Origin of the sequence: Nostoc sphaeroides (assembly GCF_003443655.1) — a bacterium.
Taxonomy (GTDB): domain Bacteria; phylum Cyanobacteriota; class Cyanobacteriia; order Cyanobacteriales; family Nostocaceae; genus Nostoc; species Nostoc sphaeroides.
The window spans coordinates 1536112-1551821 of sequence record NZ_CP031941.1 but is presented as its reverse complement, the minus strand read 5'-3'; the positions used below and the strand labels follow the sequence as shown (position 1 = coordinate 1551821).

At 42.6% G+C, this 15710-nt stretch carries 11 protein-coding genes; 5 read left to right on the top strand and 6 right to left on the bottom strand.

Annotation, left to right across the window (positions count from 1 at the left end):
- Window positions 1–453: 453 nt before the first annotated feature.
- A complete protein-coding gene (locus D1367_RS07175) occupies window positions 454–1284 on the bottom strand; it encodes a squalene/phytoene synthase family protein (RefSeq protein ID WP_118165178.1) in 831 nt (276 codons plus the stop codon).
- A gap of 661 nt (window positions 1285–1945) precedes the next feature.
- On the bottom strand, window positions 1946–2146 hold the full coding sequence (locus D1367_RS07170; protein ID WP_147337340.1) for a Rieske (2Fe-2S) protein: 201 nt from the start codon (window positions 2144–2146) through the stop codon (window positions 1946–1948).
- Between the two features lie 230 nt (window positions 2147–2376).
- On the opposite strand from D1367_RS07170, the gene D1367_RS07165 reads away from it, so the two are divergent.
- Window positions 2377–4815, top strand: coding sequence for a glycoside hydrolase family 31 protein (locus D1367_RS07165; RefSeq protein ID WP_118165173.1), 2439 nt, complete (start codon window positions 2377–2379; stop codon window positions 4813–4815).
- Between the two features lie 316 nt (window positions 4816–5131).
- Entirely contained in the window at window positions 5132–9499 is a 4368-nt protein-coding gene (locus D1367_RS07160) for a PAS domain S-box protein (protein WP_118165171.1), read from the top strand.
- A gap of 536 nt (window positions 9500–10035) precedes the next feature.
- Here the strand turns inward: D1367_RS07160 and D1367_RS07155 are convergent.
- Together D1367_RS07155 and holA are read right to left on the bottom strand one after the other, a co-directional pair.
- Window positions 10036–10518, bottom strand: a complete 483-nt coding sequence (locus D1367_RS07155) for a DUF4168 domain-containing protein (RefSeq protein WP_118165168.1) — start codon at window positions 10516–10518, stop codon at window positions 10036–10038.
- Window positions 10519–10627: 109 nt separating this feature from the next.
- Window positions 10628–11617, bottom strand: a complete 990-nt coding sequence (holA, locus tag D1367_RS07150; protein WP_118165165.1) for a DNA polymerase III subunit delta — start codon at window positions 11615–11617, stop codon at window positions 10628–10630.
- 359 nt (window positions 11618–11976) lie between these two features.
- Here holA and D1367_RS07145 point away from each other — a divergent pair, with 359 nt between their 5' ends.
- The 3 genes from D1367_RS07145 (at window position 11977) to D1367_RS07135 (ending at window position 13935) form a co-directional block, all read left to right on the top strand.
- Entirely contained in the window at window positions 11977–12765 is a 789-nt protein-coding gene (locus D1367_RS07145) for a DUF1868 domain-containing protein (RefSeq protein WP_118165162.1), read from the top strand.
- A 472-nt stretch (window positions 12766–13237) separates the two neighbouring features.
- Complete coding sequence (locus tag D1367_RS07140) at window positions 13238–13489, top strand: hypothetical protein (protein ID WP_118165159.1); 252 nt, start codon at window positions 13238–13240, stop codon at window positions 13487–13489.
- Window positions 13486–13935, top strand: coding sequence for a type II toxin-antitoxin system VapC family toxin (locus D1367_RS07135; RefSeq protein ID WP_118165157.1), 450 nt, complete (start codon window positions 13486–13488; stop codon window positions 13933–13935). Before D1367_RS07140 ends, D1367_RS07135 begins: the two co-directional genes overlap by 4 nt.
- A 106-nt stretch (window positions 13936–14041) precedes the next feature.
- Here the strand turns inward: D1367_RS07135 and D1367_RS07130 are convergent, their stop codons facing one another.
- Together D1367_RS07130 and D1367_RS07125 are read right to left on the bottom strand one after the other, a co-directional pair.
- Entirely contained in the window at window positions 14042–14821 is a 780-nt protein-coding gene (locus tag D1367_RS07130) for an RDD family protein (RefSeq protein ID WP_118165155.1), read from the bottom strand.
- 20 nt (window positions 14822–14841) lie between these two features.
- Window positions 14842–15690, bottom strand: coding sequence for a DUF975 domain-containing protein (locus D1367_RS07125; protein WP_118165152.1), 849 nt, complete (start codon window positions 15688–15690; stop codon window positions 14842–14844).
- Between the last annotated feature and the right edge of the window lie 20 nt (window positions 15691–15710).

Here is a 15710-nt window from a genome sequence, read left to right as displayed (position 1 = left end):
GTTATACTCTCTTTCAATTATTTAGATATTAATCAACTCTTGCCAGGTAATTTTTGCTGGAAATGCTTTGAAGATTTTCTAAAGTTTAGCTAATATTACGTAAATTACTTACTAAAATAGATATTTATTATACTTAATATATTAAATACTGCTTAAATTACTTTATACCATATACTCATTGGTTATTACACGTAGCGTGATGCTCTACCGACTCACTAACGTAATTCAAAATTGTGAAAGTCAGCTTTAATCTCGGTTTTTGCATGATTGTATCTGTAGTCTTATTTTCGAGAACTGGTATTTAAAGCTATTGGAGGGCAGTGTCTAATGCCAGTTAATCTACTTGGAGCGATAGCGCGGCGCTAATGCTGCGCTATCGGCCTACAGCCCTTCTCTTAAAGGAGACGCTTTTCGCGTTCGGGCATCCTACAGTGTGCAGTCGTTAAGAGACTATTAGCTGGCTTTCATATTCACACTAATCAGTTGTTCGATAAGTGCAAAAACATCACTGCGGCTGAGTTTCTCTTTACCATTAGCAAGAGCGTCAAGAGTGCCATTAGCTAAGGTTAAGGGAATTTGACAAAAATCTAAGGCGGGGCCCGTAGGAAGTTCTTTGGTGTAAGCTTCTGCCAGAATTAAATTGCGCCGCGCATACTCTTGCATATTTGCTGCACTCCAACCCTCTGGGAAAAAGTCTACTCCACGCCCTAAATCATCAGTATGGTTACGCAGGATATTAACTGCTTGTAAACCCCGGCCAAACGCGATCGCTTGGGTACGGTTAGTTTGCGTTCCATCGTACCAAGTCCATAAGTCCGATAGTAACAATCCCACTGCACCTGCAACCCCAAAGGTATAACGATCCAAATCAGATTCTGTATAAATTTTCCAGTTTCTTTCTGCCCAGTAAGCCATCCGGTCTGCCATTGCAGCAGTGGCATCCCAAATTCGAGGTGCAATAGTCTCTGGTGCTAGCAGCGACCATTCTCTAACCCTCACAGTGACTTCTTCTAAGGTATTCTCATACCCACTAAATCCTGCAAAGAAAGCATCTACCGCGAAGCCATCAACCCCTGCCTGTAATGTCAGGCTAATCGTTCTTAACAGCTTTGCTTTAGTAGCGTTATCTAATTCGGGATGATCTTCAATTTCATCAATAGCACGCATACACAAATATGCTGATGCTACTGCTTCTTGCAATCCTGGCGGTAAAAGACTAATTGGTATATAAAAAGTTCGGCTAGTTTCTTTGAGGATTTGCAATGCATCTCTACGTAAATTCATGTTTTCACTCCCCGATTGATTTTTGCACCACATGAAGTTTGCAGTTTTTTGATGATACTGGATATAGTTTTGACTAAACTTTAAAAACTATAGACTATAAGATACGCTAGTATTTCATCTAAAAATTAATAGTTTTTGGTGTTGCAATTAACAAAACTCTCAAATTTATCAAAGTCTAATTTAGTATATAGGGTTTTGGTCGCAAAAATCTGTAATGTGCCGTTTGATATAGCTATCATCAAGTTTTAGTATAAATATAAAGAATTATGCTAATATTTAGTTGATTAACGCGAAATTTTTCCATGAGCAAACATCCATTATCTGGATTTAAAAGTGTTTTAAGTCTGCGTTAATTTGACTAACAAATTATAACTATTGTATATATAAAGACAATCTTAGGAGAACCTGGTAATGGATGACAGTAAGTGTACGCACCTTTAGATGCGAACGGCGGCTTGTCGGAGGCTTAGGGTAAGTTAAATTACACATAAAGGCTTGCGATCGCTGGGTTGGGCTACGTCCACGCTTGATCGATTAGAGTGGGAACCTGCTTACTGTTTAAGGTGACATAAAGTGACCATAACGGAGAACAATAAGTTCCCGTATATTTACGAGATTGACAATAAAAAAGTGGGCAATCCCAGGTCTTTTCTGAGGAATTCTAAGCGACGATACAGTTGAGGTGAGTACAGATTGCCGAATGTTCGTGCAGTGTGCCGTTTTCATCTCGGTAAGCTGCGACTTTTGTCAAACCACGTAGCACCACTGCACCTGTACCGGGAGCAACTTTTTCAACGGAATCAATATCGCCTCCTCCTGTGCTATCGGCATCATCGCACGAATTCCAGGGGGGCGATTTCAATTGATGATTGCAACACATCCTTGGGTAAAGACGCGATGAATCGCGTCTCTACAAATGGTCTATTTGTCGCATTCTTATTTTCAAATTGGTATTACTGCATTACGAAAACTACTCTATGCTAAAAAATATCTGCTAATCTTTCACTCAACCTCTAGCGAAAGAAAGAGTTTGAGCCTGAGTATCTCTGTAATCATGAATGCGGACAAGTGTTTACCTGCTGAATAACTGATATGCCGCAATATTTCGGAAAACTACCCACTACTAACCAACCTTGGACAACTCTTAGCAATGTAAAAGCTGTAACGTGGGACAATAATATTATTAATTTTGACTGTGGCGACTCACGCTTTACTATCAGCGTCCTTGCGCCCAATTTAATCCGTGTGCGTTTTGCACCAACTGGAGAATTTATGCCCCGGCGTTCTTGGGCAGTAACGCTGGATGATGCAGAATGGGCAATAATACCTTTTACGGTGCAGGAAACTGAAGCAACGGTAGAAATTGAAACAGCGCAGATTCGTGTGTGCGTCCAGCGAGAAAAGTGCCGCATTGCTTGTTTTGACAAAGATAATCGCCCTTTTGCTCAAGATGCAGAGATGGGTATAGGTTGGCGGATGGGCGCAGTTGCAGGATGGAAGGAAATTGCAGCCGATGAACATTTCTATGGTTTTGGTGAACGCACAGGCTTTCTGGATAAACTCAGCGAAGTAAAAACCAACTGGACAACGGATGCTTTAGATTATGATGCCCTGACTGATGAAATGTACCAAGCAATTCCATTTTTTATGGCTTTGCGCCCAGAGTTAGGCTATGGCATCTTTTTCAATACCTCTTTTTGGAGTCAGTTCGATATCGGTGCTGAACAACCAGGTATTTGGAAGATGGAAACTCGTGGTGGGGAATTGGATTATTACATTATCTATGGCCCCGAACCTGCCCAAATCCTGGAGACTTACACTCAATTAACTGGAAGAATGCCATTACCGCCGAAATGGGCGCTAGGTTATCATCAATGTCGCTGGAGTTACGAATCAGAAACCGTTGTGCGGGAACTGGCGCAAGAATTTCGTCAGCGTCGCATTCCCTGTGATGTTATTCACTTGGATATTGACTATATGCGGGGTTATCGGGTGTTTACCTGGAGTCCCCAGCGCTTCCCCAACCCGGCAAAACTCATTAGTGATTTAGCACAGGATGGTTTCAAAACAGTTACAATCATTGACCCTGGTGTGAAGTATGAACCAGAAGGAAATTATCATGTTTTTGACCAAGGATTAAAAAACGACTATTTTGTGCGGAAAGCAAATGGCGAGTTATTCCACGGCTACGTTTGGCCTGAGAAAGCTGTTTTTCCTGACTTTTTACGTCCTGATGTGTCTAACTGGTGGGCTGATTTACACAAAAGCTTAACTGATGTTGGTGTGGCAGGAATTTGGAATGATATGAACGAACCCGCCATAAACGATCGCCCTTTCGGCGATGATGGGGAAAAGATTTGGTTTCCGTTAGATGCACCGCAGGGGGGAGATGAGGGAGCAGGGGGAGCAGGGGGAGCAGGGGAAGCAGGGGGAGAGGAGAAACAATCCAAAATCGTCCGACTGAGCGAAGTCGAAGTCCAAAATTCAGAATCTAAAATTGATGTGACTCATACAGAAGTGCATAATTTGTATGGGCTGATGATGGCTAAAGCTTGTTATGAAGGGTTGGAACGGCATCGAAGTTCACAGCGATCATTTGTGTTGACGCGATCGGGTTACGCTGGTGTGCAACGCTGGTCTTCTGTGTGGATGGGGGATAACCAATCGTTGTGGGAGCATTTAGAAATGTCTCTGCCGATGCTTTGCAATATGGGACTTTCGGGTGTGGGGTTTGTGGGTTGCGATATTGGCGGGTTTGCTGGTAACGCTACAGCTGAATTATTCGCTCGGTGGATGCAGGTAGGAATGCTCTACCCATTGATGCGCGGTCACTCGGCAATGTCTACTGCTCGTCATGAACCTTGGGTATTTGGCGATCGCGTTGAAAATATCTGTCGAGAATATATTAATCTACGCTACCAGCTACTTCCCTACATTTATAGTCTTTTCTGGGAAGCGGCAACAACAGGCGCACCGATTTTAAGACCATTATTGTACCACTTCCCTAACGATCCGAAAACCTATAGCCTCTACGATCAAGTATTGCTAGGCGCGTCGCTGATGGCTGCACCAATTTACCGCCCTGGAGTTGAGCATCGATCTGTCTATTTGCCCCTTGGCACTTGGTATGATTGGTGGAGTGGCGATCGCTATGAAGGCCCGATTCACATTCTTGCTCATGCACCACTTGAAAGAATGCCACTGTATGTCCGTGGCGGTGCGATCGTTCCTATGCAACCTGTCAGGCAATACGTTGATCAAGCGCCACTCGATGAAATCCGATTACGGATTTGGCCTGGTAATAACGAATATCAGCTATTTGAAGATGATGGACAGACAAACGAGTATCAAGATCAAAAGTTTTCACAATCAAGTATCAGCGTATTTACTGAATCTAATCAAACAGTAGTTGAAATTGGAGCGAGAGTGGGAGAATGGACACCTCCAGCGCGCGAAGTGATTGTAGAACTTGTTGGTGTTGGAGAGCAACGTTTCCCAGATGATGGTAAGCGACATACTCTGCAATTTTGAAATACGAATTGGGGATTGGGCATTGGGCATTGGGCATTGGGCATTGGGATTAGATATTAAAAATTAGCGATTAGGTATTAGGAAGGATTTTTTCTATCTAGTTCCCAGTCCCCAGTCCCCAGTCCCCAGTCCCCAGTCCCCAGCCCCCAGTTCAACCACCTTTATTTCCTACTCTAAATTTTGCAAGAAAAAATATGCATAGAGGTAGATGAAAACCAAGTTAATGGGTAACCTAAAATACAAAGGATATAAATGGTTAAACCCTAAGAAATACGTAAATTTACTACGTTAGATAGATGCGGTTAGAGAACTATCAATGTTAAATGTTAACCGCTTGCGGCTGCAAGATATATTTAAAATCCCGACAAATTCACTTGTGGCAAAAGTCGCAAGTGCGATCGCTGTTTTTGTTGGCAGCTTGGTACTAGTTGGTTGGTGTCTTGGCATTGAAGTTCTCAAGCGCGGCTTTGCTGGTAGTCCTGCCACAATGAAAGCCAATACAGCGCTGTGTTTTGTGCTGTGTGGTATGTCGCTATGGCTATTTTTAACAGCAGGGGAACAGGGTGTAGAGGAAAACAATTCAAAATTATTTCCCCACTTCCCTACTCTTCTAATTTCTAGAGTCTGTGCAATAACTGTCACCACAATAGCTGCGCTTACACTCTGTGAATATGTGTTTGGCTGGAATCTCCACATTGACGAGCTACTGTTTCGTGATTTGTCTACTGGTATAGCGACATTGCATCCGGGGCGAATGGGCGTGAACACAGGACTGAACTTTATGCTCCTTAGCGTCGCCCTACAGATTTTGATTCATCCAAAAAACCACCGCAGTTATTGGTATGCTCAGATTATCACTCTGATCGCTACTTTAATTTCCTTTCAGGCCCTCATGGGCTATGCCTATAAAGTGAAAGTTCTCTACGGACTTGCCCCTTATACAACATCAATGGCGTTACATACTGCGGTGTTGTTCAGCTTACTAAGTATAGGCATTCTGTGGGCGCGGTCAGAACAGGGGTTAATGAGAGTAGTTACAAGTGATAGTTACGGCGGATTACTTGCACGTCGTTTATTAATTGCTGCGATCGCAGTCCCTTCTATATTGGGGTGGGTAATTGTTGAAGGCCAACGGGCAGGACAATACGATCCGGCTTTTGCAGTATCGGTATTTGCGATCGTCGTGATTGTGATTTTTACTATTTTGATTTGGGAAAGTGCCAGGGTTGTAGAACGCCTCAGCCATCAACGCGATTTTGCACAGCTTGCACTCAGAACCTACGAAGCTAAACTGGGAAGTTTTGTAGATTCTAACGTCATCGGCATTCTATTTGGCGATGTGTATGGGGGTATCCAACAGGCAAACGATGAATTCTTGAGGATGATTGGTTACACACAGGAGGATTTGTTAGCAGGGAGGTTAAGTTGGCACAATATCACACCACCAGAATATTTATACTTAGATGAGCGAGGTGTCGCAGAAGCCAAGGCAAATACAAACGCTGCTTGTACGCCTTACGAGAAAGAATATATTCGCAAAGATGGTAGCCGCATCCCGGTTTTAGTTGGTTACGTGCTGCTAGGAGAAAACCGCGACGAGTCAGTAGCATTTATCCTTGACTTGACCGAACGCAAGCAAGCAGAAGCAGAGCAACAAAAATTAGTATCGCTGGTAGAAAATAGCTCTGACTTTATCGGCATCGCTACCCTTGAGGGTCAATTACTCTACATAAATGATGCAGGTCAAAAGCTGGTAGGGGTTTCCAGCCTTGATGAAGTTAGGCAAAAGGTAGTATTAGATTACTTCATGCCCAAAGACAAAGCCTATTTTCAACAATATATACTGCCGACTGTGCTATTAGAAGGGCGCTGGCAAGGAGAATTCTGCTTTTGCCATCTCCAAACAGGTCAACCAATACCAGTTGATTACAATATCTTCACTGTTACAGACAACAAGACAGGTCAGCCAATTGCTTTAGCAACTGTGACTCGCAACATCAGCGAACAAAAAGTCGCTAAGGAAAAAATATTACAACTAAACAAGGATCTACAGCGTCGTATTACTGAATTACAAACTCTGTTAGAAGTAATTCCCATTGGAATTGGCATTGCCGAAGATCCAGAATGCCAAAATATCAAGGTTAACCCTGCTTTTGGCAATCAGTTGGGAATATCGTCAGATATAAATGCCTCACTCAGCGCTCCTTTAGACGAAAAACCGACAAGCTTTAAAGTTTACCGCGAGGGAAAGGAAGTGGCAGCAGAGGAACTCCCGATGCAATACTCTGCAACTCATGGTGTCGAAGTTCTGGGTTGTGAACTCGATGTTGTCCATGAAAATGGAAAAATTGTCAACCTGTTGGAGTACGTTGCACCTTTGTTTGACGAAGAAGGTAAAACTAGAGGAAGCGTTGGTGCATTTTTAGATATTACGGAGCGCAAGCAGGCAGAGGAAGCACTTCTAAATCAGCAAAAATGGCTAGAGAATGTCTTAAATCTGATGCCAAGACCCTTGCTGTTTATCGAACCAGGAACAGCGCGGGTAACTTTTGCCAATCGCTCTGCTAACGAATTAGCTGGGGGCGAATTTCCCAAAGGTGTACCAGCCGCAGAGTATCACACAGTCTACCACTATACAGATGCGGCTGGCGATCGCATCCCCAATGAACAAATGCCAGGAGTGCGGGTTGCCCTTGGCGAACGCCTAAATGGATTGGAGGTAGACTGGCACACTCCCGGCGGTGTACGCTCTCTATTGGTATTTGCTGATACCTTGCCAGCAATGCACGGTCATCCGGCTACTTGTATCTTGGTGTTCCAAGAGATTAGCAACCTCAAGCAGGCAGAAAAGGCCCTCTCGCTAGGTTACAAAAGGCTAAACCTACTATTTGACACAGCCAACGATTTACTATCAAGTCAAGAACCAGTACTACTAATCGATAGCGTCTACCGAAAACTAAGAGAGCAAATTGGAATAGAAGTTTATTTGAACTATTTGGTTGAGGATAACTCTCAAGTAATGCGGTTGGGGTCTTACAGTGGTATTTCCCAAGAGATGGCAAAGAAAATGGAGTGGTTGGCAGTTGGTGAAGGGGTTTCTGGTGGTGTCGCGCAGAAACGCCATCCCGATTCTATAGAGAATGTCCAACAATCCACTGACCCGCACACAGAATTGATTCGCTCTTTAGGCATTACTGCCTATTATGCATACCCATTGATCGCCCAAGGACGCTTGTTAGGTACTCTTTCTTTTGGCAGCCGCACTCGGTTAGGCTTCACCGACAATCAAAAGGGGATGATGCAAGCAGTGTGCGACCAAATAGCGATCGCAATGGAACGAGCTAGTTTAATTGCTTCTTTGCAACAACAAACTGAGCAGTTGCAAGAGGCTAACCGCATGAAGGATGAGTTTCTAGGAATATTATCCCACGAATTGCGATCGCCTCTCAATGCCATCCTTGGCTGGGCGCAATTACTGCAACGAAGCAAGCTTAATGAAACCCTAATTGCTAGGGCTACGGAGACAATTGAACGCAATGCAAAGGCGCAAACCCAGCTAATTGAAGACCTGCTGGATATATCGCGGATGATGAGAGGCAAGTTACGCCTTAATGTGCATACTTGTAATTTGGTTCCAATTATTGATTCTGCCATCGAGGCTGTTAGCCTAGCCGCCCAATCCAAGGAAATAGATTTAAAATTTTCCCTTATTCCTTCAAAAGAAACGCGAAATGCGCCACCGGGGATACTCCCCGTGGTCACTTTCGCGCCAAATTCAGATTTGGCATTAGGAATTAATCACGAAAATCTAGAATCAAGAGAAGCAGAATCCCAAAGCATGTTGGGCGAAAATTCTCAATTCTTAGTATCCGGTGATTTCGAGCGCTTGCAGCAAATAATTTGGAATCTGCTATCCAATGCCATCAAATTCACACCCACAGGAGGACGGGTAGAGGTGCAATTGTCTGTAGTCACTGGTCAAGAAAAACAACAGACAACGGATAAATATGCCCAGATTCAGGTAATTGACACAGGTATTGGTATCAGCCCTGATTTTCTTCCTTGCGTTTTTGATCGCTTTCGTCAAGCTGATAGTTCTAACACTAGAACCTATGGTGGATTAGGGTTAGGATTAGCGATCGCGCGTAATTTAGTAGAATTACATGGCGGTACTATTCACGCAAATAGTCCAGGAAAAGGACAAGGGGCGACGTTTACAGTCAAGCTACCACTTCTGAAAAGTCCGCCCCTCTACCCCTTTGCCCCTCCACCCCTCTCTCCCTCTACTCCTCTCTCCCTCTCCCTACTTGGTGTGCGCGTGCTGGTTGTAGATAACCAAGCCGATACCCGTGATTTCATCACCACAATCCTCGAACAGTACCAAGCCGAAGTTCAGGCTGTAGCATCAGTTCTAGATGCATTGCAGGTAATTACACAGTGGAAACCAGATGTTTTAGTTAGCGATATCGGTATGCCCGGTGAGGATGGTTATTCGTTGATCCGCAAAGTGCGATCGCAACCACCAGAACTAGGGGGGAACATTCCAGCCGCAGCCCTAACAGCTTATACCAGGGCAGAGGATCGGATGCGAGCTATACAAGAAGGTTATCAACTACATTTACCTAAACCTATCGAGGCTGCTGAGTTAGCGACAGTAGTTGCCAGACTTGCTGGACGGGCTTAGAGAAAATAGGGAATGGGATGTATTTCAGGAAGCCTCACGAACTCTTCAAAACTAGGCTTTGGCAAGCTTTTACTTTTTTTTCGGCTTTAAAATTGGTATAATAAGCAGTTTTTTCTTTGCAATTTAGCGTAGTTCGTAGTAAGGACTTTAGTCCTTGATTTGAGGGATAAATCGCTCACTACAAACCCTTCATCACTAGTGGTCTGTCCCATTAATTTTGCGGGGTTGTAAAGACGCGAAATTTCGCGTCTCTACAGGGTTTTGGTAACAAACTAATCAATCAGAACTTATGAGACAGACCAATAGTACAGTATGGCTTAAATAAACATACCATTGCAAATGGCGCAAAAGCTTGGAATACACTTCTTTTGAATACGTGAATGCGTGACTTACGCCTTGCGGTACTACTATTGACAAACAAGTATTTCATAAATCAATGTTTGCAGACTTTTATAAAAAATCAATACTAGCCCTCTCTTTCATGCGGGGGTAGTTACTTTTAAGGTGTTACTCTCTGATTTTTATGCAAGTTTTAACTACGGAGAGTCAGGAGTTTTTTGCAGGCGTAATAAGCTATTGTAAACCTGCCGTTTTAAGATATTATTGTTTTGTAGTTCTATAGTAATCTTGTTGAACTGATCAATACTCAAACCGTTATCTTGGACAATTTTTTGAGAGCGGGTACAGTAATTTACTGCGATATCCTGAGCCTTTCTAGGAAGACCATTTATACTGTTAGAATCGTTACAAACAATCTTGGGAATTTCTCCATCACCAATAAGTTTTTTAATTTCTTCAAAGGCATTTTGACGGGCTGGCTCCATTGCTAGCACAGCTTGAGCATAGCTGTCGATTTGAGTATTGTTAGCTATTGGTGTTGCAGTTTGACCATAAGCTTTTGAACTCAATGAGAAAGGGTTGGAAATTAGACCCACAGTAGCGATCGCGCCGAAAAAGAATGATTGCGAAAGGATTCGCTTTCGGCTAGATCGGGAAAATAAATCAGAAATTTTCTTCATATAGTGTGTGACACAAAACTACATCAGGGATATTATAAGAACGTTGAATTATTTTCGGAGTTGGAAGTTCCAGCAACTGCTCAATACATCAAGCTTTTATATTTGATTGTCAATTCCTTCGGCATACTTGACAAAGTTCGATGATTTTAGTCTGGAGTGTTGGTATTTCTGATGCTCCTTGCTTGAGACTCACTTCTAATTCCAATAGTAGGGGTAAGCAAGAGATTAACTGTTGCACAGAAAGAAGTTTGATTTCTTGCTGTAAGAAGTAGAGCCGTTTGGGATTACCGATATCAGCAGCAATAGCGATCGCTTGTTGATTGCGTTCCCCACTTTCTATCATAATCTTCACCCACAGCCATGTACGAAATTGTCCAATCAGCGTGGCAACTATCCGTAATCCCGGCTCGGAAGCATTGCTCAAATCTGCCAGTGTCGTCAAAGCTTTAGGTGTATCTCCTGTTCTGATTGCTGCCGCTAATTGTAAACTATTTTGGGTAGTATTTCTGACTAACTTCGTAACCGTATCTGTGTCTAAAGGCTTGTTGCTACCTTGGGCATATAGCCGCAGTTTCTCTAACTCATTGTAGAGTAATCGTGTATCATTTCCTACAGATTCTGCCAACAACTGGGCAGTATTGGCAGTTAGTTTTACACCCACAGTATGAGCTGCTTGATTAACAGATTGCACCAGCAATTCGGTTTTCCAAGGGGGAATGAGGGGAAATTCTCGGAATTCGGTAGCAAATTGTTTTAACAATTTTGTGGATTTGAGGCGTTCATCTGGCTTGTTGCGGCTGGTGAGCAATAAAAATGAGTTTTCGGGAATGACTTTTAGCGATCGCACCAGTTCTGCCAACACATTCTCTGGACAGTGCTGGCACAAAGTAGTATTTATCAGCCATACCAAGCGCCCACCAGCCCCAAAAGTGGGTGTCATGACCTGATTTAACCCCTGGATAGCAGCATCAGCTTGATCAGGGGTAAATGCAGTGTAATTAAAACTAATCCATTGGGGATCAAGGACGCGATCGCGCAGCATAGCGATCGCCTTTTCCATAGCAAAATCATCCTCACCCCAGTAAACATAAATTGGCATAGACTAACCTCGTATATTAGGGAATGGGGAATGGGGCATGGGGCATTGGGCATTGGTGAAGAGTTAAAGTAATTCGTAATTCGTAATTCGTAATTCGTAATTAAGTTTTGTAATGGGGATTTAACCCCAACACAAAACTTGCCGGTTTTAGAACCGGGGGACTTAAACCCACGGAACTAGTTAATATTTATAACTCCTAACTCCCCACTCCTAACTCCTAACTCCTAACTCCCCACTCCCCACTCCCCACTCCCCACTCCCCACTCCCCACTCCCAAAATTAAATACTTTTAAAATCATTCTCTTAATCAAGGTAATTTTCCCTAAAATCTATCAAGTGAGAGCATGAGGCTATGAAGATTGGACGACAACTATCAAACTTACTTAAATCGGTTAGCACGGCTGACGCTGCCAGAAGCCTACAGATCCCAAGTCCAGCATATCCAGGAATCTTCTAAATTTCAGCCACATTCTGGGTTGAGACAAGCAGCGTCCTTTCCTGGCTATACGCTAATTACCCCGCCAGCAGGAGAAGAATCGCCAAATTCTGCTTTCTATGACAAATTACAGACTTACCAACAGGAACTTTTGCAGTTGCCTGTAAGCCGTGATTTGATTGTGCCTCTACCTCCTGCTAGCTTCCACATGACTTTAGCAGATTTAATTTGGGACAATGCTTACCTTGACGCTTGCGAAAAAAATCCCAAATTTGACCAGGAGTTACACTCTTGTTTAGCCGAAACCTTTCAGCAATATCAACAATTGATGACAAACAGGAGTCATCCGATTAAATGGCAAATGCTGGGACTGATACTGATGCCAAGAGCTGTAGCCGTTTGTTTAGTGCCCCAAGATCAACGTTGTTACGAGGAAATTATTAAATTTCGCCGAACAATTTATCAAAATCCCAAGTTAATTGCTTTGGGTATTGAGCAGCATTATCACTTCACAGCCCATGTTACATTAGCCTATTTTGGGGAGGTTTCATCTGACTTAGACCGCACAAGTTTCAGCACAATGCTTTCTGAATTGAATGATCAATGGCTGTTGAATTTACCAGAGTTTTTGATCAATCGCGTCGAATTGCGAAAGTTTGACAACATGACACGCTATTATCGTGAACCAGACTGGCCGATTTTAGATTTTTAAGTCATTAGTTAGTAGTTAGTAGTCAGTAGTTTCGACTCACTGACTACTCATTATTAGTTATCAAACAAAATTCAGATTGGCGAAATTCTCCAACCACTTTAGATAAATTTATTAAAATGCCGTCTGTCTAAAACCGATTTAGTAATTCGTAATTATTCAAACGAAATGCAATGCGATCGCCCTTATACCAATTCACCAAAATCCTGATACATATAGATTTATCGTATAAGTTAATCTATGGGAATGTTGGGATTTTTGAAATAATTGGGATATACCCCAATACAGTTCAGTTAAGGATAATTGTAGGTTGGGTTGAACTTTAGTGTTACCCAACAAATTCTGATAAATGTTGGGTTTCGTTCCTCAACCCAACCTACGCAGTTTAAGGTTTTTGGCTCTAACCCAACCGTATTGGGATATACCCAAGAGTAAAGACGCTAAAATTTACAGATGTTGACAACGGGTTAGATTGATGAGTCCGTCACTCGAAAAAATTTTAAGCGAGATTGAGCAACTGACTCCACAAGAGCAATTGACCGTAATGGGGCATTTGGTAGAGCGGATAAAAAAGCATATTAACCAAGCCCAACCAAAACGTAAGTGGAACGATTTGAAGGGTATGGCTCCCTATCCGCTATTGGGTGAGGATGCTCAGGAATGGGTTTCGCGGACTCGACAAGAAGGAGATGAGCATCGAGAACGGTTGTTGCGAGGAGAGGAATGAAGATTAGTGATGCATTAGCAAATGTTTCTCGCTTGTTTCTCGATACAGCACCCGTAATTTATTTTGTAGAACGCAATCCGCAGTTTGTGGATTTAGTCGATCCAATTTTTGAGCGATTGTCAACTGATATTACAGCAGTAGCATCTGGGATAACGTTATCAGAGTGCTTGGTAGGTGCTATACGTCTGGGGTTAGCTGACTTAGAGCAAGCTTTTGTCGATGTGTTGCAACAAGAACAAGTGGTTTTTGTGGAGATTAATGCTGCTATTGCGCGAGAAGCTGCGAGAATTCGGGTGCGCTACAACCTTCAGTTACCCGATGCATTGCAGGTGGCGGCGGCAATAATTGCTGGTTGTGAAGCGTTTTTGACCAATGATGCAGCTTTGAAGCGGGTGATGGAGTTAAGGGTTTTGGTGGTGTGTGAGTTGGAAAGCGAGAACCCGTAATTACGCGCTAGTTGTAGACATACATAGCAGAGAAAATAAGCTCAAAGATAAATTGTCTTTTGGGTAAACCTAATTTTTTACCAATGCTCTAAATAAAATTTTTAGCCTAAAATTCCGGTTGTTGATAAACAAGATAAACAGCTTCTAAAAACACATCAGGTGTAACAGCTTCTGGGAAGTTTTCTAAATTAATAATAGCTTTAACTTGCTCGGCTAACTTTAGAGATAGTGATGCTCTTGCCTTTAACGACATTGCACCACGTCTTTGTAAATACTCACGAATCACAGCAAAATCATCTGGCATCAATTGCGATAAATCAGCAATTTCGATTAACTGCTCATGAAATCCTTTTGCCTGTTCTGAAATTGTCAATGTCGCGGATGCAGTGGATGTTTGGGCTTGAATTACAATTGTGCCAGCAGCTAAATCACCTAAACGCTTTTCTCGACGACTCAACATAATTAAAAAAGCGCCAATAAACAAAGTTTCATCAAAGGGTCGCAGTAAAGCACGTAGCGTTGCTTGTTGTAGCCCGATGAGTCTACCATCATCTCGAACCACGCGAATTTTAGCAACCCGTTTACCAGGGGTTTGCCCAAACCATAAAGTTTCAAAAATTACAAAGTATCCTACGTAAAGAATAAAACTGACAAGGAATGCGATCGCTATCAACCATAAAGTCACTCCGGTACCGAAAATATCTACCCAAAAATCTCCTAACTGGACTGAAACGATAGACCAAACTGTGAAAAATCCCACCCAAATCACAGCCAAAACGTGATAGTCAATGAGCAAAGCCCAAGCACGATTTCCGATTCCAGCCAGAGTAAATTCTAGTTCTACGCTTTCTGGAGTATTAAATTTAACATTATTGAACAGGTGCATAGTCGTCTTGATACTGTGGTTTAAATTTCGCGATCGCGTAACTGCAAGCCTAACCCTTCACGACGACTCCGCATGTCATAGTAAATAACAGCTTTAATTGCTTGCCAAAATGGCAAAATTATTGCACCAGTACTAAAACTTAACGCAAGGATAAACACAGCCAAAATCGGAGCAAAAATAGCAGAATTATTATTTATTAAGGGCAAGAAAATACCCTGAATCACAGCAGAAAGAATCTGAAGAACAATTTGAGCAGGTATTGTGATCAAAAAGGCTACAAATGAGATAAATAAAATCCGCCAGACGTGACCTTGAGTCAATTCCCAGCTACGGCTAATAGTTGATGTACCATCAACATTGTCTTCAATGGCAAGGGGCACATCTACTAAATAGAATCGCGTCAGAAGCCATAAAACTACCACAATTGCCGCAATACTCACCACAATGGTAAGGAGAACAATGAGAATATAAGTAGCTGGATTTCCTTGCTGCCCTAACCCTACAAACGCTGATAACAAACCAAACAAGACAAATAAAACTACAACACCTAAACCAATTCCCATACCGATCAGAAACATTAACAGCATTGTGACTAAAAACTGCCACAATCGAGAATTGACGTAACGCTGACCTGACGAAATACTTTCGGGTTGATTGACCAACTCGCCAAAGGCCAAACGAGAAATCAGCGCTGAAAGGGCATAAAACTTAGCCCATCCATAAACTGGAACCAGTACCCATACGTAAGCTTTCAGTGCTAGTAAAAAATAATCTTTCAGATGAGAACGATACAACCGCACAGCAGCACTCACTACATTCCCAACACTTAAGGGTTGTATCTGACCGGGAGATCCAAAGCTTTCAGACATAATGGTAAATTTCCCTTGAA

Bases quoted from the DNA above. Each gene is read 5' to 3' on its own strand.
- D1367_RS07175 (WP_118165178.1), bottom strand. From the start codon at position 1,284: ATGAATTTACGTAGAGATGCATTGCAAATCCTCAAAGAAACTAGCCGA.
- D1367_RS07165 (WP_118165173.1), top strand. From the start codon at position 2,377: ATGCCGCAATATTTCGGAAAACTACCCACTACTAACCAACCTTGGACA.
- D1367_RS07160 (WP_118165171.1), top strand. From the start codon at position 5,132: ATGTTAAATGTTAACCGCTTGCGGCTGCAAGATATATTTAAAATCCCG.
- D1367_RS07155 (WP_118165168.1), bottom strand. From the start codon at position 10,518: ATGAAGAAAATTTCTGATTTATTTTCCCGATCTAGCCGAAAGCGAATC.
- holA (WP_118165165.1), bottom strand. From the start codon at position 11,617: ATGCCAATTTATGTTTACTGGGGTGAGGATGATTTTGCTATGGAAAAG.
- D1367_RS07140 (WP_118165159.1), top strand. From the start codon at position 13,238: ATGAGTCCGTCACTCGAAAAAATTTTAAGCGAGATTGAGCAACTGACT.
- D1367_RS07135 (WP_118165157.1), top strand. From the start codon at position 13,486: ATGAAGATTAGTGATGCATTAGCAAATGTTTCTCGCTTGTTTCTCGAT.
- D1367_RS07130 (WP_118165155.1), bottom strand. From the start codon at position 14,821: ATGCACCTGTTCAATAATGTTAAATTTAATACTCCAGAAAGCGTAGAA.
- D1367_RS07125 (WP_118165152.1), bottom strand. From the start codon at position 15,690: ATGTCTGAAAGCTTTGGATCTCCCGGTCAGATACAACCCTTAAGTGTT.